We start from the raw sequence: 24,380 nt of genomic DNA on the forward strand, positions 1-24,380 counted from the left end.
CTATATATTAAATTATGGCGTCGCATTACGAAGCACCTATACGAAAACCCTTAGTACTCGGAAATAAAGGATACCACGATGTAACCGTGGACATTGCTGCTCCGGTAGAAGGGAAGGCCAATAAGCATTGGTGGATTGTATTTTCCATTGCATTAGCGGCATTCCTCTGGGGTGTTGGCTGTATAATTTACACGATATCGACAGGTATTGGTACATGGGGATTAAATAAAACAGTGGGCTGGGCCTGGGATATTACCAACTTCGTTTGGTGGGTAGGTATTGGTCACGCTGGAACATTGATCTCAGCTGTATTATTGTTGTTCAGACAGAAATGGAGAATGGCAATTAACCGTTCTGCTGAGGCGATGACCATTTTCTCGGTTATTCAGGCGGGATTATTTCCTATAATTCACATGGGCCGTCCTTGGTTGGCTTACTGGGTATTGCCTATTCCAAACCAGTTTGGATCTTTATGGGTAAACTTTAATTCTCCTTTGCTTTGGGATGTATTTGCAATATCCACTTACCTTTCGGTGTCACTTGTTTTCTGGTGGACTGGATTGTTGCCAGATTTTGCCATGATCCGTGATAGGGCAGTAAGACCTTTTCAAAAGAAAATATATAGTCTAATAAGTTTTGGTTGGTCTGGGCGTGCCAAGGATTGGCAGCGTTTTGAAGAAGTTTCCTTGGTCTTGGCCGGATTGGCTACCCCATTGGTACTTTCTGTACACACCATTGTATCCTTTGACTTTGCTACATCGGTAATACCGGGATGGCATACAACCATATTTCCGCCATACTTTGTTGCTGGGGCTATTTTCTCGGGATTTGCTATGGTGAATACCTTGTTGATCATTATGAGGAAGGTATGTCATTTGGAATCATATATTACCGTACAACATATAGAATTGATGAACATAGTTATTATGTTGACCGGTTCCATTGTAGGTTGTGCCTATATTACGGAGTTGTTCATGGCATGGTATTCAGGTGTTGAATATGAGCAGTATGCCTTTTTAAATAGGGCTACAGGACCTTACTGGTGGGCTTATTGGGCAATGATGACTTGTAATGTATTCTCTCCGCAGTTTATGTGGTTTAAAAAATTGAGGACCAGTATTATGTTTTCTTTCTTTATCTCTATCGTGGTAAACATCGGAATGTGGTTTGAAAGGTTTGTAATTATTGTAACTTCATTGCACCGTGATTACCTTCCGTCTTCATGGACAATGTTCTCTCCAACATTTGTGGATATAGGGATTTTCATCGGGACCATAGGATTCTTCTTCGTGTTGTTTTTGTTATACGCTAGAACTTTCCCAGTAATTGCCCAGGCAGAAGTGAAGTCCATTTTAAAATCTTCTGGAGAGAAGTACAAGAAATTAAGGGATGCAGGTAAGCCTTTGTATGAAATTTCCAAAAGCAAAACGGTTGTTAAGGAAAAGGAACCTATAACCGATGACGTATTAATGGGAGAAATTGTTCCAGCAAAAGGTGATAAAATTGGTGTTTCTGAACTTTTAGGTACTATAGGAACTTTTGATCCTACCAAGCAGAAGGCTGATGACCTGAAGAAAATTAAGGGTATAGGACCTCAAATGGAGGCTACCTTGAATCAAATAGGGATATATACATTCGCACAGGTGGGTCGTATGACCAATAAGGAGTATGATCTGTTGGATTCCATTACGGAAACGTTCCCAGGCAGGGCACAAAGAGATGATTGGGCAGGACAAGCAAAGATTTTAAATAATAAGAAATAATTATGGCGTCGAAAGTTATACATGCATTTTATAATGATGACGATGTGCTAATGCATGCTGTTAAAAAAGTAAAGGCAGCGAAGCATCATATAGAGGAGGTTTATTGTCCTTTCCCGGTACATGGTTTGGACAAGGCAATGGGGCTTGCACCCACTAGGATTGCAATTACGTCCTTTATGTATGGTTGTGTTGGTCTTGCTGTATCAATTGTGATGATGAATTATATCATGATTCAGGATTGGCCTCAGGACATTGGTGGTAAACCAAGTTTTAGCTATTTGGAGAATATGCCGGCATTTGTGCCTATCATGTTTGAGCTGACGGTATTTTTTGCGGCGCATTTAATGGTAATCACCTTTTACTTGAGAAGTAGGTTGTGGCCTTTCAAAGAAGCTGAAAATCCAGATGTCAGAACCACTGATGATCATTTCCTAATGGAAATTGAAATTCATAATAACGAACAGGAATTGAGGGATTTGTTGATGGATACGGGAGCAGTCGAAATTAATATTACAGAAAAGTAGTCATAAATATTATGAACAGTTTTAGCAAAATAGGAGTCTTATTTGGTTTGGTATTATTAGTTGCTTCTTGTGCAAACACAAATAGCAGAAACTATCAATACATGCCCAATATGTACGAGTCCGTAGGTTATGAAACCTATCAGAAAGTAGATTTTCTTCCGGACGGAATGGAAGCTGGTCTTCCAGCGGAAAATACCGTAGCAAGGGGATGGATACCTTATGGAATTGACAATACTCTTGAAGGAAAAGAATTGGCTAGGGTAAATCCAAGTCCATTGGATTCCTTAAAACAAGAAGACAATCTAGCAGTAGGCAAGGAGCTCTATACTATTTATTGTGCCATTTGTCATGGTGATAAGGGAGATGGACAGGGTAACTTGGTTAAACGGGAAAAAATATTGGGGGTGCCTAGTTATGCAGATGTAGCCAGGAACGTAACCGTTGGAACTACATACCATGCCATTTACCATGGATTGAATTCTATGGGGTCCTATGCAGGGCAATTGGATACAGAAGAACGTTGGAAGGTTTCTGAATACGTTATGAAATTGAAACAAGATTTAACAAAATAAGACCTAGATTTTAGCAATATGTACACTTTTTCAAATAGATTAAAAATTGCTTCCTTCATTTTAATGGCTGTTGGCGTTTTGGGAATTGGTATCGGTTTTATGGCTGCGCCAAGTACTGTAGAAGAGGCAAAGGCAATTGTTGCCGGTCACGGTGATGGACATGGGGATGCTCATGCAGTTGCGGAGGGTCATGGTGCCGAAATGGAACATGGGGATGCACACGATGCATCGCATGATGAACATTTGTTGCACCAGTTGCAAAACAAGCCTTGGGCGGCCTTATATGTTGCAGCCTTTTTCTTTTTTATGATTGCCCTTGGTGTTTTGGCTTTTTATGCCATTCAACGGGCAGCACAAGCGGGTTGGTCGCCATTGCTCTTTAGGGTAATGGAAGGAATTACGGCCTATTTGGTGCCAGGTGGTATAGTTGTATTTGTAATATTGGCCTTGTCTGTTGCCCATATGAATCATTTGTTTGTGTGGATGGACCCCGAAGTGGTTGCCCATGACAAATTATTACAGGGAAAGGCTGGTTTTCTAAATGGTACATTCTTTTTGATCAGGGCTGCTATATTCTTGGGCGGTTGGATCTTATATAGGGAGTATTCGCGTAAATTGTCCTTGGCACAGGATGAATCCAATGACGATTCCAATTTTAAATTGAATTTTAGGATATCTGCTGGCTTTTTGGTGTTCTATTTAATATCCGAGTCCATGATGTCATGGGATTGGATTATGAGTGTAGATCCACACTGGTTCAGTACTTTGTTTGGATGGTATATTTTTGCCAGTATGTTTGTCTCTGGCATAACGGTAATTGCCATGGTGACCATATATCTGAAGTCTAGGGGCTATTTGCCAGATGTAAACGATAGCCATATTCATGATTTGGCTAAGTTCATGTTCGGAATCAGTATTTTCTGGACCTATTTATGGTTCTCCCAATTTATGTTGATTTGGTATTCCAATATTCCGGAAGAGGTTACTTATTTCGTTACTAGGATAGCCGATTTCAATTTGCCGTTTTTTGGCATGGTGGCCATGAACTTTTTATTCCCAGTGCTATTGCTTATGAACAGTGACTTTAAGAGGACTAATTGGTTTGTTGTAATGACGGGAATTGTAATTTTGGCAGGCCATTATATGGATATTTTTAACGCTATTATGCCTGCAACTGTTGGTGATCAATGGTATATTGGCATACCTGAAATTGGATCCATTTTATTCTTTGCCGGGTTTTTTATATTTTTTGTTTTCAGGGCTTTGACGAAGGCTCCATTGCAGCCAAAACGCAATCCGTTTATCGAAGAGAGTAAGCATTTTCATTATTAGTTTTTAGTATATAAGTATAATTTCAAATCATACGATGACTCCATTATTGACCATAGTTGTTTTAGTATTAGTGGCAATTGCCATCTGGCAAATGACCAAGATATTCGAATTGTCACAAATTAGAGCTAGCAATTCCCAAGTAGCAAGTGAAACGGATAATAAGTACAATGGGTATTTAATGTTCGCTTTCTTGATTTTTATTTATGGAATTACCATTTTTAGCTTTTGGAAATACTCTAAAACACTTTTGCCGGAAGCAGCTTCCGAGCATGGTGGCGAGTATGATTATTTAATGGTAGTTTCTTTTGTGATCATTTTTATTGTCCAAACCTTAACCCAGTTTTTATTGCATTATTTTGCTTTTAAATACAGGGGTGACGGGGGAAAAAAGGCATTGTTCTATGCTGATAATGATCGTTTGGAGTTTATCTGGACTATTATCCCTGTTATCGTATTGGCAGGCCTAATATTGTGGGGTTTATATGCTTGGACCAATATTATGGATATCAACGATGAGGACGATCCTTTAACTGTTGAGCTTTATGCCCAACAATTTAACTGGACAGCACGATATGCAGGTAATGATAATGTTTTGGGTGAAGCCAATGTTAGAATGATCGATATTGATAAGGCCAATATTCTAGGTTTGGACAGTGCAGATCCAAATGCAGCCGATGATATTATTGTTAAGGAACTGCATTTGCCAGTAGGTAGAAAAGTTAATTTTAAAATGCGCTCTCAAGACGTGCTTCATTCTGCGTACATGCCTCATTTTAGGGCTCAGATGAATTGTGTTCCAGGGATGATTACCCAGTTTTCATTCACTCCAACAATTACCACGGAAGAGATGAGACAGAATGCGGATGTAGTGGATAAGGTAAAACGCATTAACGGCATTAGGGCCAAAAAGGCGGCTCAGGGAATTGAAAATACCGACCCTTGGGAATTTGATTATATATTGTTGTGCAACAAGATTTGCGGAAAGTCCCATTACAATATGCAAATGAAAATTATTGTAGAAACCGAAGAGGAATATAATGCTTGGATAGCAAGTCAGAAGACTTTTGGTAAGTCCATGGCTTCTGCACAATAATTTAGTCTTAAAAATTAATTATAAAAATATTTAAAAATAGAACTATGTCTGTAACAGCTCACGCACACGTAGAAGACCATTCAGATGATCACGGACATCATCACAAAGAAACCTTTGTGACGAAGTATATTTTTAGTCAAGATCACAAAATGATTTCCAAGCAGTATTTAATTACTGGACTTATCATGGGATTCATTGGTATTCTGATGTCATTATTGTTCAGGATGCAATTGGCATGGCCAGGGGAATCTTTTGCAATTTTCGAATTTATATTAGGTAAATGGGCACCAGGAGGCGTTATGGACGCAGATGTATATTTGGCTTTGGTAACCATTCACGGTACCATCATGGTATTCTTTGTTTTAACGGCAGGATTGAGCGGTACCTTTAGTAACTTATTGATTCCACTTCAAATTGGGGCCAGGGATATGGCATCTGGATTCCTAAACATGATTTCATACTGGTTGTTCTTTTTGTCCAGTGTTATTATGCTTACCTCACTTTTTTTAGAGGCAGGACCTGCGGCTGCGGGATGGACGGTATATCCGCCACTTAGCGCACTTCCAATGGCACAACCTGGATCGGGTATGGGTATGACCCTCTGGTTGGTATCTATGGCTATATTTATAGCATCTTCCTTATTGGGGTCATTGAACTATATTGTTACTGTAATTAACCTTAGGACCAAGGGAATGTCTATGACTAGACTACCTTTAACTATTTGGGCATTTTTTGTTACCGCAATTATAGGTGTGGTTTCTTTCCCGGTCTTATTATCTGCGGCATTGCTATTGATCATGGATAGAAGTTTTGGTACTTCCTTCTTCTTGTCCGATATTTTTATTCAAGGAGAGGTATTGCATTATCAAGGCGGTTCGCCGGTATTGTACGAGCATTTGTTCTGGTTCTTGGGTCACCCTGAGGTGTATATCGTAATCTTACCTGCAATGGGTATGGTTTCCGAAATTATGGCCGTGAATTCCCGTAAACCAATTTTTGGCTATAGGGCAATGATTGCCTCTATTTTGGCAATTGCATTCCTATCCACTATTGTTTGGGGTCACCATATGTTTATTTCCGGTATGAATCCTTTCCTAGGTTCCGTGTTTACGTTTACAACCTTATTGATTGCTATTCCTTCAGCGGTAAAGGCATTTAACTGGATTACTACCTTGTGGAAAGGTAATCTTCAATTAAATCCTGGAATGTTGTTTTCCATAGGTATGGTTTCAACCTTTATTTCAGGGGGATTAACAGGAATTATTCTTGGGGATAGTACCTTGGATATCAATGTTCATGACACTTATTTTGTTATAGCCCACTTCCACCTTGTGATGGGGATATCGGCACTTTACGGATTGTTCGCCGGAGTTTATCATTGGTTCCCAAAGATGTTTGGTAAAATGATGAGTAAGAACATGGGCTATGTGCACTTTTGGATTACGGCCGTTTGTTCTTATGGTGTTTTCTTCCCAATGCATTTTGTTGGAATGGCAGGGGTACCACGTAGGTATTATGAGAACACTGCATTTCCAATGTTCGATGACTTAACGGATATTCAGGTGTTAATGACAGTATTTGCGCTTATTGCGGCTGGAGCACAATTGGTATTTGCCTTCAATTTTATACGAAGTATATTCTACGGAAGTAAAGCTGTTCAGAACCCATGGAAAGCTACTACCTTGGAATGGACTACACCAGTAGAACATATGCACGGTAACTGGCCCGGAGCAATTCCAGAAGTACATCGTTGGCCATATGATTATAGCAAAACCGATGACAAGGGTGAATATATAATTCCTAGTCAGGATTTTGTTCCTCAAACCTTACCTTTGTTTGAGGGCGAGGAGGAAATGCAACATTAATTATTTGAAAGTAACAAAATATAAAAGTCCGTCCTTAAGATGGACTTTTTTTGTACCTTCCATTTACATTGGGGAAAGATTGGTCTTTAAATAATCTATGGGTTAATTAAGTGTTTTAATGCCTAAGATCCTAAAAGCTGTTTTTTGTAATGTATAGATTATTTATTTTAAATTATTTATAGTGAGACATATATTATTATTTTTTATGTTAACGGTAAGCTGTGTAGTCTATTCCCAGCGAAAACCCAAAATCAAAGGCAATAAGAATGTTATAGAGGTTAGGGAGACCTTGCCTCCGTTTAGCGCAATTGAGTTAAATGATGATCTTGATATCAACTTGCAGGCAGCTTCCACAGAGGAATATATAATAGAAGCGGACGACAATCTAATAGATGTTCTAAAGTTTAGAGTAGAGAATGAAACACTTGTTATTAGTTCCTACTATAAGATAACCTCCAAGAGAAGGTTAAATATTACAGTTAATTTTAGTCAATTATACCGTATAACTGCCAATGCGGGTAATGTCATTGTTAAGAATCGATTTTCAACCGATTTTCTAGAAGTGAATACTTTTGAGTCTGGCAGGGTTGAAATTGATGTGGATGCCGATGCAATGGAAATTAACATGAACGATAACAGTAAGGGCAATTTTAAAATAGACAGTGATACCTTAAATATTCGTTTGGCTGAGAAATCGGATTTAAGGCTGTTTGGGGTTATGGAAAATACTGTTTTGTATATGCAGCGGAATTCAAAAGCCGATTTGGAAGGATTTACCGATGTTTTTCAAGTGCAGTTATTGGATGATTCCGACCTAAAAGCGAAAAGATTGGAAGCCAATACGGTTCTGGCAACTCTGGAAGGCAGCTCCTCGGCCGAGGTTTTGGCCAAGACTAATGTTGATCTCAATTCCCAAGGATCGTCCAAGACCTATGTTTTTGGAGACGGCAAAATTAATCTGCAGGAATTTCTGGATACCTCCGAGCTTTATAGGCGTAAGAATTAGTGGCTTATTGGGGCTGTAAGGCAATGTTCAGGAATCCCAAAACCATCAACCAAAACCTCAATATGTGGTCTGAGCTCAGAGCTTAACCGCTCTACCCTCTGACGTATAGCCTTGGATTTGGTTCCGCCCAAATAGCCCTGTTCCAAGAACCAAGAGGCATCTTCACGAATTTCAGATAATGCGAAGAGGCACCCCAATTTCAGAAAGAGTTGTCTGTTCTTGCTGTCTTCAATGGTTTCGGTAAACTGTAAGAATGTAGTATAGGCCAATTCACAACTGTAGGCCTTGCCCAAAGTCAATAAATGTGTTTGCACTTTTAAGAATGCCTGATAGGACGGCACCCCTTTTTTGATGTAATCCCTAATCCGCATCGCTACGGAATAAGTTAATCTTCTTGTCCTATAGTCAAAGGCATGTTTGTGGAATTTTGGATTGTAAAGATGCTCTTTATCTACTTTGTTGGCGTATATAGGATTTATGGTGACCAATTTATCACTTATTTGTGTACCCAATAGTTTAATTACGGCCGAAAACCCGGCACTGTTCAATTCTGAATTAAAATCGGACATAATGCCCTTGGCGGCCAATTGTAAAAGCACCGTATTATCTCCTTCAAATGTGGTAAATATATCCACATCTGCTTTTAAATCGGCTATTCTGTTTTCCAACAGATATCCCTTTCCTCCACAAGCCTCCCTGCACTCTTGTATGGTTTCGTTAGCGAACCAGGTTATAATAGCTTTTAATCCGGCTACTTGGGTTTCTATTTTTCGTTTATCCGTTATACTGTCATCACTATAGATTTTCATTAATGAATCCAATGTCACTTGGTATACATAACATTTGGCAATAGCCGGTGTTAGCCTTAGTTGGTGTGAGGGATAGTCCATGATCAAATCCTCCTGGATTTTTACATTGTCGTTGAATTGCCTTCTATTCAAGGCATATTTTACAGCTATGGCAAGGGCCATCTTTGCACCGCTCAAGGCTCCTTTGGCTACACAAATCCGTCCCCCTACCAAGGTTCCGAGCATGGTGAAGAAACGTTTGTTCGGATTTTTTATTTCAGAATAATAGCTGCCGTCAGGTTTAATATCACCATATTTATTTAAAAGGTTTTCTCGGGGAACTTGCACTTGATTAAACCATATTTTACCATTGTCGACACCATTTAGTCCTAATTTGTATCCATTGTCTTCAATCCGTACACCTGGCATAAGCTGATGTTTACTGTCCCTTATTGGCACTATAATGGCATGGACTCCATGATTTTTGCCTCCAACAATCAGTTGTGCAAATACCGTGGCCATTTTACCGTGCAAGGCGTTGCCAATATACTCCTTGTTGTCATTTTTTCCCGGAGTATGAATGGTAATCTTGTCCTGCTTTAAATTATACGTTGCGGTGGTTTTTATGCCTCTTACGTTAGATCCATGACCTGTTTCCGTCATAGCGAAGCATCCCAGTAACTTGGCTCTTCCTATATCTGTTAAATAACGATCATGGTGTTTTTTTGTGCCCAACTTTTCCACACTTCCTCCAAAGAGTCCAAATTGGACCCCAAACTTTACGGTAAGGCTTCCATCAACGTACATGAGGTTTTCGAAAATAGCGGCATACAACATCATATTGTTTATGCCCTCATAAGCCTCTGGATAGGCAATGGCACCATAGCCTTCTTTGGCCAAATATTGTACTTGGGATAGCACTTTCTCCCTAAAAATGTCTTTGTTCTTAATGATCTCCCATGAGAAAGTGGTATCATTTAGGCTATCCCTAAATTCATCTATTTTATGGCTGTAATCACCCTTAAATAATTGATCTATTTCTTTAGGGTTGTAATAATCGGAAGTTTTTTCCTGTACAACTTCCACTTCAAACAAATGGTGATAATGATTTGGTTGTATTCCGAGGTTTATTTCAATGGCCGACAAATCTTCATTGAATAAATCGGCAGCTCCATTTTGTGATATTAATTTCTTGCTAAAAGAGGTTAAAGGGTGGTTGTCGCCTTCCACCAATTTAATGCCGGAATTGGAAATGGTACGCTGCCATGTTTTTATTTCTGTCGACTTTGGCGGCTTGGCTGTATTAAGCCAGTTGTTTAGGGTCTCCCTATTTTTTAGGGAAAGGTGTTGGTCTTCGTCAATTACCTTTTTTACCACCGCTATTTCTGAAACGGTCAATAGGTCATCGGACCAGATTACAAAAAAGAAAGGTATATATTGTAGAATGCCTGGTGGATATATGGTCTTTATCATTCTATGAATTTACATTATTTTTTATTTAATATTCTTATACCCTATAAGATTATGAAAAATTTGGGAAACGATTTGGGAGAAGTTAATAGCTCTTTTCTTATGTCTAGTTTCATTGAAGAATTATCCCAAATTCCGTTATCTTTGTTGGAGTATGAATGAGAACCTAGATCCGACAGCCAGTAATTTTTCAAACGAAGAATACGATATTGAAAGGGCTTTGCGCCCTATTTCCTTCGATGATTTTACAGGGCAGGAGCAAGTACTGGAAAATCTAAAAATATTTGTTCAGGCGGCCAATTTGAGAGGGGAGGCCCTGGACCACACCTTGTTCCATGGTCCTCCGGGCTTAGGAAAGACGACCTTGGCCCATATCTTGGCCAATGAATTGGGGGTGGGAATTAAAATGACTTCAGGTCCTGTATTGGATAAACCAGGAGATCTGGCGGGATTGCTAACGAATTTGGATGAACGGGATGTGCTGTTTATTGATGAAATCCATAGATTGAGTCCTATTGTGGAGGAATATTTGTATTCTGCCATGGAGGATTATAAGATTGATATAATGATCGAATCGGGTCCCAATGCCAGATCCGTACAGATAAATTTAAATCCATTTACTTTGATCGGGGCTACTACGCGCTCTGGTTTGTTAACGGCTCCCATGAGGGCTCGTTTTGGAATACAGAGTAGATTGCAATATTACTCCACCGAACTGCTTTCAACCATAGTGGAACGAAGTGCCGAAATCCTGAAAACACCAATAACCCAACAAGCGGCAATTGAAATTGCCGGAAGAAGTAGGGGAACTCCCAGAATATGCAATGCCCTCTTAAGGCGGGTCCGCGATTTTGCCCAAATTAAAGGTAATGGGAAGATTGATATTGAGATTTCGCAATTTGGTCTAAAAGCATTAAATGTAGATGCCCATGGATTGGATGAAATGGATAATAAGATTTTGACCACTATTATAGACAAGTTTAAAGGAGGACCTGTAGGGATAAGCACTTTGGCGACTGCTGTCTCTGAAAGTGCAGAAACCATAGAGGAGGTTTATGAGCCTTTTTTAATTCAACAAGGGTTTATAATGCGCACTCCCAGAGGTAGGGAGGTAACTGAATTGGCTTATAGGCACCTTGGGAGAATTAAAGGAAATATCCAAGGTGGTCTTTTTTGATAGGGTTACCGAGACCTATAAAATTATGGGACCTACAGCCAAACCCTTTTTAATTGAATAATTTGAAATTAGTATCCAGGTTTCAGGTCTTAAAAAATGCAAGGAGAATCCTAAAAAATCCTTTGCCCTTTCATCATGAAAATTTTGAGGTAAGTGGGGATAGCTTTAAAGTGCAATTAAGTACCAATGACATAGTTCTTTTTACCAGAAGCCCCGGCTTAATAAAGTACATACTCCAAAAACAGCACAAGAATTTTCAAAAATCCCCTTTGCAAACAGTTGACTTGGCCAAGTATATTGGTCATGGTATCTTAACCTCCAATGGAGAGCATTGGCGGACACACAGGCGAATGGTGCAACCCGCCTTTCATAAGAAAAAACTCCATAATTTAATGGGGGTCATCAGAAGGGCCATACTTTCGGAACTTGAGCGCATAAACCCCAACCGTGAACAGGATGTTTTTCCACTTATGGGCGATCTTGCATTTCAGGTTGTGGCAAAGGCACTTTTTAGTAGTACTGACATAAGGGAAAGGATGTCCCGACTCAAACATATTACCGAGGCCAATCAACGGATGCTGATCAAAGAAATGCGACAGCCTTATTTGAAATGGTGGTACAGGCTAAATGGTAAAATAGACCGGCACCTAAAAATGTCCGAGGAAGGCAAGGGGCTGCTTTTGGAAATTATAAAAGAACGGAGAGAATCCGGTTTGGAAATAGATGATCTGTTGGACATGTTGCTTAAGGCAAAATATGAAGATGGCTCGCCTATGCCGGATGGACAATTGTTGGATGAGGTACTGATTCTTTTTACCGCAGGTCACGAAACTACCGCAAATGCACTTAGCTTCACCCTGTTTCTTTTGGCCAAAAATCCAGTAATTCAGCAACAAGTTTATGAGGAAGTGTCCAAGGTAAATCTGGACGATAGCAATGTTGATTTGATGCAAGGAGTGTTGCGGCTTCAATTTGTTAAACAGTGCGTAGAGGAGGCGCTAAGGTTATATCCACCAGCATACATCATTGATAGGATTGCCACGGAAAACGAATCTTTCGAGGGAATCGCACTTCCCAAGGATTCCATGGTGCTTATGTCCATTTATGAATTACATCGCTATGCCGAATATTGGGAAAGGCCAACAGAATTTATTCCCAGCCGTTTCAATGGTAGGGATAAAAAGGACTATAGTGACTATTATTATCCGTTTGGGGCGGGTCCAAGAATGTGTGTGGGAAATAATTTTGCCATGTATGAAATGATTATTGCCATAGCAGAAATTGTGAAAAAATATCAAATTACCAGTTCCTTGGAAAACGTAGAGGTCAATCCGTTAATTTCCCTTAAGCCAAAGTGTGTACCTTTACTATTTAAAGAACGATAATTTTTTTGAATAACCAACGCAAGCATACACAGCTGATTAAAGCCGAAGCCAAACGCCTCGGTTTTTTGTCGTGCGGAATCTCCAGGGCGGAATTTTTGGAGGAGGAAGCCCCTAGATTGGAAAAGTGGCTCAATAGGAACATGAATGGGGAAATGGGCTATATGGAAAATCATTTCGATAAGCGCTTGGATCCCACCCTATTGGTGGAGGGGTCTAAATCCGTTATTTCCCTTCTTCTTAATTACTTTCCGGAGGAAACGCAAAAAGAAACCACCTTTAAGTTTTCCAAATATGCCTATGGCCAGGATTACCACCATGTTATTAAATCCAAATTAAGGGAACTTCAAGAATTTATTGCCAAAGAGATAGGGGAGGTGAACGGAAGGGCCTTTGTAGATTCGGCCCCAGTATTGGACAAGGCATGGGCCGCAAAGAGTGGGTTGGGCTGGATAGGGAAACATAGCAATCTATTGACCCAGCAAGTGGGGTCTTTTTATTTTATAGCAGAACTGATATTGGATTTGGAGTTGGAATACGACCATAGGGTAACAGATCATTGTGGTACCTGCACTGCCTGTATAGATGCCTGCCCTACCCAAGCTATTGTTGAGCCCTATGTAGTGGACGGCAGTAAATGCATTTCTTACCTTACCATTGAATTAAAGAATGAGATGCCAACAGAATTCAAAGGTAAAATGGACGATTGGATTTTTGGCTGTGATGTGTGTCAGGATGTATGTCCTTGGAACCGCTTCTCCAAACCCCATCGCGAACCTTTGTTTAATCCCAATCCTGAATTACTTTCCATGACTAAAAAGGATTGGGAAGAAATTACAGAGGACGTTTTTATGAAGGTGTTCCAAAAATCTGCCGTAAAACGCACTAAATTTTCAGGTTTAAAACGGAACATTGACTTTTTAAAATAGCATATGCCGATATAGGAATTGGATTCTGGTCCAAAGCCAAATGGTTTAGGGAGTTGCATGGCTTAATGAAATTATACATCTGTTTTGGTATGTAGGACATTGGTGACAAGTGCTAATGCAAATTAATAGCCTCGGCCTATAATAAAACTAAGGGAGATTACTTTTTTAATTCTTATTTATTATAAAGAATACTGTTAACTTTGTTTTTCTAAATAACACTATATGAGCAAGCAGAAGACCAGAAGGGAAGCTTTAGTATATCATGCCAAGCCTCAACCCGGTAAAATAAAAATTGTACCTACCAAACCATACGCTACTCAAAGGGATTTAGGTCTTGCTTATTCTCCAGGAGTGGCAGAGCCCTGTCTGGAAATTGCCAAGAACAAGGATAACGTATATAAGTATACGGCCAAGGGAAATATAGTGGCGGTAATTTCCAATGGAACTGCTGTACTTGGATTGGGCAATATAGGTCCCGAGGCATCCAAGCCGGTGATGGAAGGAAAATGTCTTTTGTTCAAGATTTTCGCTGATATTGATGGAATTGATATTGAATTGGATACCACTGATGTTGAAAAATTTATAGAAACGGTTAAGATAATATCCCCAACCTTCGGCGGTATTAATTTGGAAGACATAAAAGCGCCTGAAGCTTTTGAAATTGAAAGACGATTAAAAGAGGAATTGGATATCCCGGTAATGCACGATGATCAGCATGGAACAGCGATTATATCATCCGCTGCCCTTCTGAACGCATTGGTACTTACCAAGAAAAAAATAAGTAAGGTCCGTATAGTGGTAAGTGGGGCAGGTGCTGCCGCAGTTTCATGTACACGGCTATATAAGGCATTTGGGGCCAGTGACAAGAATATAGTAATGTTGGATAGTAAAGGGGTGATCCGAAGTGATCGCGATACTTTATCCCCAGAAAAATTGGAGTTTGCCACGGATAGGAAAATTGACACTTTGGAAGAAGCCATGAAAGGTGCCGATGTTTTTATTGGCCTTTCCGTGAAGGATATCGTTTCTGCGGAAATGTTACTATCCATGGCCAAAGACCCAATTGTGTTTGCAATGGCCAACCCCGATCCGGAAATAGAATATAATCTGGCGATAAAAACCAGAAAGGATATAATTATGGCAACGGGAAGATCCGACCATCCTAATCAAGTAAACAATGTTTTGGGATTTCCTTTTATATTTAGAGGAGCCCTGGATGTAAGGGCCACCAAAATTAACGAAGCTATGAAAATGGCGGCCGTAAAGGCATTGGCGGAGCTCACCAAGGCGCCTGTCCCGGAACAGGTTAATATCGCATACGGACAAACCAGATTAACCTTTGGGAGAGAATATATTATTCCCAAGCCTTTTGATCCCAGGTTAATTTCTGAAATTCCTCCTGCAGTAGCAAAAGCTGCAATGGAAAGTGGTGTGGCCAAAATGCCTATTGATGATTGGGATAAATACAGAGAGGAGCTACTACAGCGCTCTGGTAACGACAACAAAATAGTTCGATTGCTGCACGACCGTGCCCGAATGAACCCTAAAAAGGTTGTTTATGCGGAGGCTGATCATTTGGACGTTCTTAAAGCGGCCCAAATTGCGTATGAAGAAGGAATCGCGACGCCAATTTTATTGGGGAATAAGGTGGTTATTGCGGAATTGATGAAGGAACTCGAATTTGATGCCGATATTCTTGTCATAGATTCCCATGCCGATGAAGCCAATGATAAAAGAAATTATTATGCTACCAAATATTTTGAAAATAGACAGCGTAGCGGGGTAAGTCTGTTCGGGGCCCGTGCCAAGATGAAGGAACGTAATTATTTTGCCGCAATGATGGTCCTGGAGGGGGATGCGGATGGAATGATTTCAGGATATTCCAGAGCTTACCCAACCGTGGTAAAACCAGTATTCGAGGTAATAGGAAGAGCGGCCAACGTTAAAAAGGTGTCAACCGTTAACATTATGATTACAGAAAGAGGGCCGTTATTTTTGGCGGATACCTCGATTAATATTGACCCCAGTGCAGAGGAAATTGCAGAAATTGCAAAAATGACCGCAAATGTAGCGACTACCTTTGGTTTTAGCCCTGTTATGGCCTTGTTATCCTATGCCAATTTCGGATCTTCAACCCATCCCAGAGCAACAAAAGTTAGGGAAGCGGCGAAAATTTTGCACGCTTCAAACCCTGAATTGGTGGTAGACGGTGAAATACAAATCGATTTCGCATTGAATAAGGACCTGCACCAGGGGAAATTCCCTTTTTCTAAATTATCCGGTAAGAAGGTAAATACTTTAATTTTTCCAAATTTGGAGTCGGCAAACATAACCTACAAGTTATTGAAAGAATTGAACCAAGCGGATTCCATAGGGCCAATAATGGTAGGTTTAAGACGGTCTGTGCATATCCTTCAATTAGGGGCCAGTGTGGACGAGATGGTCAATATGACCGCTGTTGCCGTTATTGATGCCCAAGAAAGGGAGAAAAGGAAAATGGCAAAGGCCAAAAAGTAATATCATTGAAAAAATCTCAATTCTCAAGAAGTTCCGAATACTGAACCCTGAAACCAGAAATAAATAATGATTACCCATTTAAAAGGAAAACTTGTTGAAAAAAATCCAACCCATATTGTAATAGAGTGTGCAGGTGTCGGATATTTTGTAAATATTTCGTTGCACACATTTTCAAAAATTGGGGATTCGGAAAATATACAACTATACACCCATCTCCAGGTAAAGGAGGATTCACATACCTTGTTCGGTTTCTCGGAGAAGTCGGAGCGCGAGATATTTAGATTGTTGTTGTCCGTTTCCGGAATAGGGTCAAGTACTGCAAGGACAATGTTGTCGTCCTTGTCTCCCGGCCAAATAAGGGACGCCATTGCAACCGGAGATGTGCCAACCATTCAAGGGATAAAGGGTATTGGTGCCAAAACGGCCCAGCGAGTAATTTTGGACCTAAAAGACAAGGTTTTAAAAGTCTACGATATTGATGAACTTTCCGCCCCGTCAAACAATACAAATAAAGATGAAGCGTTATCTGCATTAGAGGTTCTTGGATTTGTTCGCAAACAAGCTGAAAAAGTTGTGGACAAGGTAGTAGGCCAAGACCCTGGACTAAGCGTAGAGGACATTATAAAATTTGCGCTTAAAAATTTATAACAAGTTTGAAAAAAGGGGCAAAAATTTATCTTAAATCATTATTTAAGCTTACTATCCTATTCTTTGTTTTCTTCACCGCAACGGAATCTTCCTTTGCTCAGGAAACAGAGGTGGAAGATACTAACGAGCAGGAATTGGACACGCTTCAAACCGGTGTTGCCTTGGGGAAATTGAAAATGGAAAACCCCGATAGCATTATTTCCAAATATACTTATGATCCCAATCTGGACAGATATATTTATACTGTAAGTGTTGGCGATTTTGATATTAGCTACCCAGTTATACTTACACCGGCCCAATATATGGAGCTAGTACGCCGTGAAGGCATGAAATCTTATTTTAAGGAAAAAATTGATGCATTTTCAGGTAAAAAGGAAGGTAGTGAGGAAGCTCGTAAAAATTTACTGCCCAACTTTTATGTAAACAATAGTTTTTTTGAAAGTGTTTTTGGCGGAAATACGATCGAGGTTATTCCCCAGGGTTCTGTGGCAATGGATTTAGGGGTTATTTGGCAAAAAAACGACAATCCTTCCCTGTCCCCAAGAAACCGAACTAACCTTTCCTTCGATTTTGATCAACGTATAAGTCTAAGTATGTTGGGCAAAATAGGGGAACGGTTACAGGTTACTGCCAATTACGATACCGAGGCAACCTTCGATTTCCAGAATTTGGTAAAATTGGACTATACGCCCTCGGAGGATGATATCCTTCAAAAAATTGAAGTCGGTAATGTTAGTATGCCCCTTAACAGTTCCCTGATTACAGGAGCGCAGAGTTTATTTGGGGTGAAAACGGAATTGCAATTCGGCAAGACCAGGGTTACAGCAGTTTTTTCGGAACAAAGGTCACAGAGCAATACCGTAGTTGCGCAAGGAGGAGGTACAGTGAACGACTTTGAACTAAGAGCCCAGGATTATGACGAGGACAAACACTTTTTTCTAGCACATTACTTTAGGGACAATTATGATGCTGCACTTGTTAATTATCCATATATAAGGAGTCAGGTCCAAATTACCAGATTGGAGGTTTGGGTTACCAACAGAAGTCAGCAAACTTTAAATGTCAGAAATATTGTTGCCATTCAGGATTTGGGTGAGGTGCAACCTGGAAAGACCAGAATAGGACAAAATAACGGGGATCCAGCCGGATTCTTTAATAATTCTGCCGCTGGTAATTTACCTAGAAACGGCGCCAACGATTACGATCCCTTGCAAATGGGGTCAGGTGGAGTCCTTACAAGCAATGTTCGCGATATAGCTACCGTACAGTCTGGTTTTAATATACCAGGATATACTGTAAATCAAGGGTTTGATTATGCAATCCTGGAAAATGCCCGTAAACTGGAACAAGGTCGGGACTTTACATTTAATGCCCAGCTGGGATATATTTCCTTAAACCAAAGATTGAGCAATGATGAAGTTTTAGGGGTTGCCTTTCAGTATACCTTTAACGGTGAAGTCTATCAGGTGGGTGAGTTTGCCAATGGTAGTGTAGATGCCACAACGGTATCACCAGGAGCTGAAATTCCAGTAAACAATAATACCCTAATACTTAAATTGCTAAAGAGCAATATCACCAATGTTGTGGATCCAATCTGGGATCTGATGATGAAGAATATTTATTCCACTGGAGCTTATCAATTAAGTCAGGAGGATTTTAAGTTAAACATTTTATATACCGAAACCACTCCTAGAAATTATATTACCCCTGCGGAATCCGGAGTTGGTTCTGGTTGGCCAACAACTCCTAAGCCTTTGGAGGAAAGGATTTTATTGGATGTGTTTAATCTGGATAGGTTAAATTCTTATAACGACCTTCAAAATGGTGGGGATGGCTTTTTTGATTATGTGGAAGGTATTACCATTGACTCGCAAACGGGAAGTATAATATTTACGAAGGTGGAGCCATTTGGCGAATACTTATTTGATCTCCTAGGGGGAGGAACCTATGATGTTGATGATGACCAGGGTTATAATGCAAATCAGGAGAAGTACGTATTTAGGAACATGTATGCCCTTCCTACGGCGGCGGCGCAGCAGGATGCCGAAAAAAATAAATTCATTTTAAAAGGTACCTATAAGTCACAGGGAACCAATGGTATTCCAATCGGTGCATTTAATGTGCCTAGGGGATCGGTAAGGGTTACGGCCGGTGGTCGACAGCTGCAGGAAGGCATAGACTATACGGTAAACTATCAATCGGGTACAGTTCAGATATTGGATCCAAGCTTGGAAGCTTCCAACACCCCCATCAATATCTCTGTTGAAAATAATGCTGTTTTTGGTCAGCAAACAAGGCGTTTTACCGGAGTGAATGTCGAGCATCAATTCAATAAGAACTTTGTGTTGGGCGGTACTTTATTAAACCTGAACGAGAAACCTCTAACCCAAAAATCCAATTATGGTATTGAGCCGGTGAACAATACGATATTCGGTTTGAACAGTAATTTCTCTACAGAAGTTCCTTTCCTGACCAGATTGGCGAATAAATTACCAAACATTGATACCGATGTTCCGTCCAATTTATCGGTGCGGGGCGAAGTGGCCTTTTTAAGTCCGGGCTCACCTAAGAATGCGGATTTTGAGGGAGAAACCACTACTTATTTGGATGATTTTGAGGGTGCACAATCCTTAATCGATATTCGATCATTCCTCGGATGGTCCATGGCCAGCCCGCCTTTGGAATACATGACCGGTACCAATAGTTTGGAATCTGGATATGGAAGGGCTAAAATGGCATGGTATACCGTGGATCCCATTTTTTATTCCAATCAACGTCCAACGGCATTAAGTGATGATGATATTTCCACTAACGAGACCAGAAGGATCTATATACAAGACGTTTTTAATCAAGATGTTCCACAAGGACAGACTTTGGCACAAAACACCTTGGATATTGCTTATTATCCCAATGTAAAAGGTCCCTACAACGCAAACCCTGATTTTACTACGGAACAGCCTCAAGATAAATGGGCCGGAATAATGAGATCTTTGAGTAGCACCAATTTTGAGCAGTCCAACGTGGAATACGTTCAATTTTGGGTGTTAGATCCCTATGTGGATGGTATTGCAACAAGTGCCGGTGATTTGGTGATCAACTTTGGAAATATTTCAGAGGATATCCTGCCTGATGGAAGAAAGCAGTATGAAAACGGATTACCTGTAAATCCTGTTTCCAATGATCTAACCTATAAAACAAATTGGGGTAAGGTTCCTGCAACCCAATCCCTGGTATATGCTTTTGACGCAGATCAGAACAACAGGGGGTTACAGGATATTGGTTTTGATGGTTTAAATGATGCCGATGAGGCAACCTATACCTTTGAGGGAGGATTAACCTATAATGGTCCTGCGGAGGATCCGGCACTGGATAATTACGAATATTTCCTGAGCAGGGAAGGGGGCATTTTGGAACGGTATTTAAATTTCAACAACCCAGATGGCAACTCACCGGTTCAATTGAGCAATTCTGACAGAGGTTCCACAACCTTGCCGGATGTAGAGGATATAGACAGGGACGGAACCATGAATACTGTAAACAGTTATTTTGAGTATCGTATAAATATTAAGCCTGGGACTACTATTAATGATAAGTACGTAACGGATATAAAAGAAGGGGTTACCAGATCATTACCCAATGGGAATACCTTGAACGAGCGTTGGATTCAGTACAAGATACCTTTAACGGACTTTACCGATGCCAAAGGAGGAATAACCGATTTTAGATCTATTAGCTTTATGAGAATGTACCTAACTGGATTCTCCAGTAATGTGGTAATGCGTTTTGCTACTTTAGATCTGGTGCGCGGAGATTGGCGTACCTATACGAAATCTCTACAGCCCGATGTTGATGGAGACGCTTCGGATGATGGTACTTTAGTGGATGTAAATGCTGTTAATATTGAAGAAAACGCAAACAGAACGCCAATACCATATGTTTTGCCTCCTGGGGTGCAGCGTGAAAGACTTAACAATAACAATACCATTATCAGGCAGAATGAACAGTCTTTGTCTTTTGTGGTCGAGAATTTGGAACCACAGGATTCTAGAGGGGTATTTAAAAATTTGAATATTGACATTAGGCAGTATAAACGTTTGAAAATGTTTATACATGCCGAAGAGATTGTGGAGACCGATTATGCCAACGACGAGACTCCCTTGGTAGGTTTTATTAGAATAGGTTCGGATTTTTCCCAGAATTATTATCAGATAGAGTTACCCTTGCAATTAACGCCTTATGGTACCAGTTCGGACAGCGAAATTTGGCCCGATGTAAATCAACTGGATCTCTCATTGGATGATTTGTCCAAGGTAAAATCCGCTGGAATCGCAGCGCAGACCCTGAGCACTATTAATTATTACGAAATTAATAATGGGGAAGTGATTCAGGTAAATGAATTTGATCCCAGGACGCTTGGGAATTTGCGTATCGGTATTCGTGGAAACCCTTCTTTGGGCAGTATTCGAAGTGTAATGGTCGGGGTGAAGAATGATGACAACCTTCCGGCTAGGGGCGAGGTGTGGTTTAATGAATTGCGACTTTCAGGATTGGATAATAATGGAGGATGGGCAGCAATCGCTGCAATGGATATGAACATGGCAGACTTTGCCAGTGTTTCCGCAACCGGTAGTAAAAGTACCTCCGGATTCGGTGCCATTGATCAAATGCCGAATGAAAGGGCGCGTGAAGATGCTATCTCCTATGATGTAGTCACCAATGTGAATATTGGTCAATTGTTTCCAAAAAAATGGGGTATACAACTGCCATTTAATTACGGTATTTCCGAGCAGATGATAACTCCGGAATTCGATCCCGTTTATGATGATCTTAAATTGGAGGACCGCATTGCAGCTGCAGAAACCCCTGAAGATGCAGAGGCTATAAAACAACAGGGAGAAGATTATACAAAAAGGACCAGTATCAACTTTATAGGGGTTAGTAAGGATAGAGGGGAAGAGGCCGATGCAAACTTTTACGATATAGAAAACTTTACCTTCAATTATTCCTACAATGAGGTAAACCATAGGGATTTTGAGATCGATGAATTAAAGGATCAAAATGTGGTGACCGGATTTGTGTACAACCATAATTTTAAACCTGTAACCGTGGAGCCTTTTGCAAAAAAAGATTCCTTGTTTACCGGCAATTATTGGAAATGGTTGAAAGATTTAAATTTGAATGTACTGCCTGCCAGTGTTTCCCTTCAATCCAATATAAACAGATCTTTTAACCAACAAAAGTTCAGGGATGTTTTTGAGCCGGGGGTCGAAAAATTAGATCTACCATTTTTACAGCAAAGGAACTATCTTTTTAATTGGCAGTATGCTATCAATTATAGCCTAACAAAGTCCTTGCGATTAAATTTAACTGCTTCCAATAATAATATTGTAAGGAATTATTTTGAGGAAGATGGAAATTCGGATTCGGATATAAACCAGGCCTTGGGATTGTGGGACGGATTTTTTGACCTTGGAGAACCCAATAGACATTCTCAGGAGATGCAATTGAATTACGAATTGCCCTTTAATAAAATCCCCGCGTTTAGTTTTATTAATTCCCAGTATACCTATACCAGTAACTTTGATTGGCAAAGGGGAGGGGATGCTTTGCGCCAAGTGGCTGGAGAGGATATTAATACAGTGCAGAATGCGAGTACCCATAATTTAACAGCTTCCTTGACCATGCAAAAATTCTATGATTTTCTAGGATTGGGCAGAAAGGATACCAAAGCTGCAGCTAAGAAACCGGTTCGTTTGGACAAGGGGGGTAATGCGGCATCAAAGGAAGATGATAATGAAGTTAAAAAGTCGAGCGGTGCCGGATATAATGCCTTTATAGATGTGCTTACCATGGTGAAGCGGGTAAATGTTACCTATAGCCAAAATGATGGTAAGGTATTGCCCGGGTATACGAGGTCTGTAGGCTTTATAGGTACGGCAAAACCAACAATTGGATTTGTTTTTGGAAGTCAGGCCGATGTTAGGTATGAGGCGGCAAGGAATGGTTGGTTGACCACTTTTCAAGAGTTTAACCAGCAATATATAGAAAATAGCAATAAACAGTTGAATATAACGGCAACAGCTCAGCCCACGAGGGATTTAACCATTGACCTTGTAGCGGATAGGCAATCTTCGGAGAGTTATCAGGAGACTTTTAATGTGGAAGATCTGGGTAATAGCACATATGAATATTTGAATTTGTTGGGGAATAACTATGGCAATTTTAGTATTTCTACTTTAATGATTGGTACGGTATTTAGTCAAGGAGATGAATTTAATTCGGACAATTTTGAAACTTTCAAGCAAAATAGGATTACAGTGGCCAATAGAATTGTATCTGAAAGAAACCATGATACCGGTGTGGTGGATGCTGATGGTTTTCCGGAAAGATATGGTAAAACAAGTCAGGATGTTTTATTGCCTGCTTTTTTTGCTGCTTATACAGGGAAAGATCCCAACAAGGTGAGCTTGGACGCTTTTAGGAATATTCCAATTCCCAACTGGAACATTAAATATACTGGATTAATGCGCAATCCTTGGTTCAAGGAAAAATTTAAACGTTTTTCTTTAAGCCACGGATATAGGTCGGCTTATAGTATAAATTCATTCCAGACCAATTTAACGCGTACCCAGTTGATCAATGAGGGTCTAGAGCCTATAAATCAGGAAAATCAAGATTTTTTACCGGTTAATATTATGAACAATGTGGTGCTGACGGATCAGTTTAATCCATTGATGCGGGTAGATTTCGAAATGCAAAATTCACTTAGTGTCCTAGCGGAAATCAGAACAGAAAGGATGATGTCCTTAAGTTTTGATAATAATTTGATGACAGAGATCAATGGTAGGGATTATACGATTGGACTTGGTTATCGCTTTAAGGATGTGAAATTTGTAACCAATATAGGAGGGGAGAAGCAAAGGTTAAAGGGCGATTTAAATCTTAAAGCAGACCTAACCCTAAGGGATAATATTACCATTATTCGAAACTTGGATATTGACAACAATCAAATTACTTCAGGACAAAATATAGTGTCACTTAAATTCGTGGCAGATTACGCCTTGAGCAAAAGTTTAAATGCGCTTTTCTTTTACGATCATTCATTTTCCAAATTTGCTGTTTCAACTGCCTTCCCTCAAACTTCGATAAATACCGGATTTACTTTGAGGTATAATTTCGGTAATTAGTCTTTCCTGTTATAGAAAAGGGGCTTAAAAGGCAGTCATGGTCGGAAGATTTTTTCTTCCGACTTTTTTTGTTTTTTACATCCCCATAATTTTTGGTCAACTGATTGATTTTCAGGCATTTAACTTG

General features: G+C 40.0%; 14 protein-coding genes. 13 read left to right on the top strand and 1 reads right to left on the bottom strand.

Going from position 1 to position 24,380, the window contains the following annotated elements; genetic code table 11:
- Positions 1-14: 14 nt before the first annotated feature.
- The 7 genes from nrfD to CWD91_RS21740 all read left to right on the top strand — a co-directional run bounded on the left by nrfD (position 15) and on the right by CWD91_RS21740 (position 8,155).
- A complete protein-coding gene (gene nrfD / locus CWD91_RS21710) occupies positions 15-1,763 on the top strand; it encodes an NrfD/PsrC family molybdoenzyme membrane anchor subunit (protein ID WP_103443082.1) in 1,749 nt (582 codons plus the stop codon).
- Positions 1,764-1,765: 2 nt separating this feature from the next.
- Positions 1,766-2,287, top strand: a complete 522-nt coding sequence (locus CWD91_RS21715) for a DUF3341 domain-containing protein (RefSeq protein WP_103443083.1) — start codon at positions 1,766-1,768, stop codon at positions 2,285-2,287.
- Between the two features lie 11 nt (positions 2,288-2,298).
- On the top strand, positions 2,299-2,859 hold the full coding sequence (locus CWD91_RS21720) for a c-type cytochrome (protein WP_103443084.1): 561 nt from the start codon (positions 2,299-2,301) through the stop codon (positions 2,857-2,859).
- Between the two features lie 18 nt (positions 2,860-2,877).
- Positions 2,878-4,191 (top strand): quinol:cytochrome C oxidoreductase, encoded by a 1,314-nt coding sequence (locus CWD91_RS21725; RefSeq protein WP_103443085.1) that lies wholly within the window; start codon positions 2,878-2,880, stop codon positions 4,189-4,191.
- Positions 4,192-4,225: 34 nt separating this feature from the next.
- Complete coding sequence (locus CWD91_RS21730) at positions 4,226-5,284, top strand: cytochrome c oxidase subunit II (protein ID WP_103443086.1); 1,059 nt, start codon at positions 4,226-4,228, stop codon at positions 5,282-5,284.
- Between the two features lie 44 nt (positions 5,285-5,328).
- Positions 5,329-7,149, top strand: a complete 1,821-nt coding sequence (locus tag CWD91_RS21735; protein WP_103443087.1) for a cytochrome c oxidase subunit I — start codon at positions 5,329-5,331, stop codon at positions 7,147-7,149.
- 181 nt (positions 7,150-7,330) lie between these two features.
- Entirely contained in the window at positions 7,331-8,155 is an 825-nt protein-coding gene (locus CWD91_RS21740) for a GIN domain-containing protein (protein WP_157943867.1), read from the top strand.
- Here CWD91_RS21740 and CWD91_RS21745 read toward each other — a convergent pair.
- Positions 8,152-10,416 carry an acyl-CoA dehydrogenase family protein gene (locus CWD91_RS21745; protein WP_103443089.1) on the bottom strand — a complete coding sequence of 755 codons (2,265 nt, stop codon included), beginning with the start codon at positions 10,414-10,416 and terminating at the stop codon, positions 8,152-8,154. The two genes, CWD91_RS21740 and CWD91_RS21745, sit on opposite strands and share 4 nt — an antisense overlap.
- Positions 10,417-10,567: 151 nt before the next feature.
- On the opposite strand from CWD91_RS21745, the gene ruvB reads away from it, so the two are divergent.
- From ruvB to sov, 6 genes are all read left to right on the top strand, one after another.
- Positions 10,568-11,590, top strand: coding sequence for a Holliday junction branch migration DNA helicase RuvB (ruvB, locus tag CWD91_RS21750; protein ID WP_103443090.1), 1,023 nt, complete (start codon positions 10,568-10,570; stop codon positions 11,588-11,590).
- Positions 11,591-11,643: 53 nt separating this feature from the next.
- Positions 11,644-12,975, top strand: coding sequence for a cytochrome P450 (locus tag CWD91_RS21755; protein WP_103443091.1), 1,332 nt, complete (start codon positions 11,644-11,646; stop codon positions 12,973-12,975).
- 5 nt (positions 12,976-12,980) lie between these two features.
- Positions 12,981-13,901 (top strand): tRNA epoxyqueuosine(34) reductase QueG, encoded by a 921-nt coding sequence (queG, locus tag CWD91_RS21760; RefSeq protein WP_103443092.1) that lies wholly within the window; start codon positions 12,981-12,983, stop codon positions 13,899-13,901.
- A gap of 222 nt (positions 13,902-14,123) precedes the next feature.
- Positions 14,124-16,418, top strand: coding sequence for an NADP-dependent malic enzyme (locus CWD91_RS21765; protein WP_103443093.1), 2,295 nt, complete (start codon positions 14,124-14,126; stop codon positions 16,416-16,418).
- Between the two features lie 66 nt (positions 16,419-16,484).
- The gene (gene ruvA, locus CWD91_RS21770) at positions 16,485-17,066 is read left to right on the top strand and encodes a Holliday junction branch migration protein RuvA (RefSeq protein WP_103443094.1); all 582 of its coding nucleotides are present in this window, start codon (positions 16,485-16,487) and stop codon (positions 17,064-17,066) included.
- 5 nt (positions 17,067-17,071) lie between these two features.
- A complete protein-coding gene (gene sov, locus CWD91_RS21775) occupies positions 17,072-24,253 on the top strand; it encodes a T9SS outer membrane translocon Sov/SprA (protein ID WP_103443095.1) in 7,182 nt (2,393 codons plus the stop codon).
- Positions 24,254-24,380 lie beyond the last annotated feature (127 nt).

Origin of the sequence: Arenibacter hampyeongensis, assembly GCF_002909255.1 — a bacterium.
Lineage (GTDB): Bacteria > Bacteroidota > Bacteroidia > Flavobacteriales > Flavobacteriaceae > Arenibacter > Arenibacter hampyeongensis.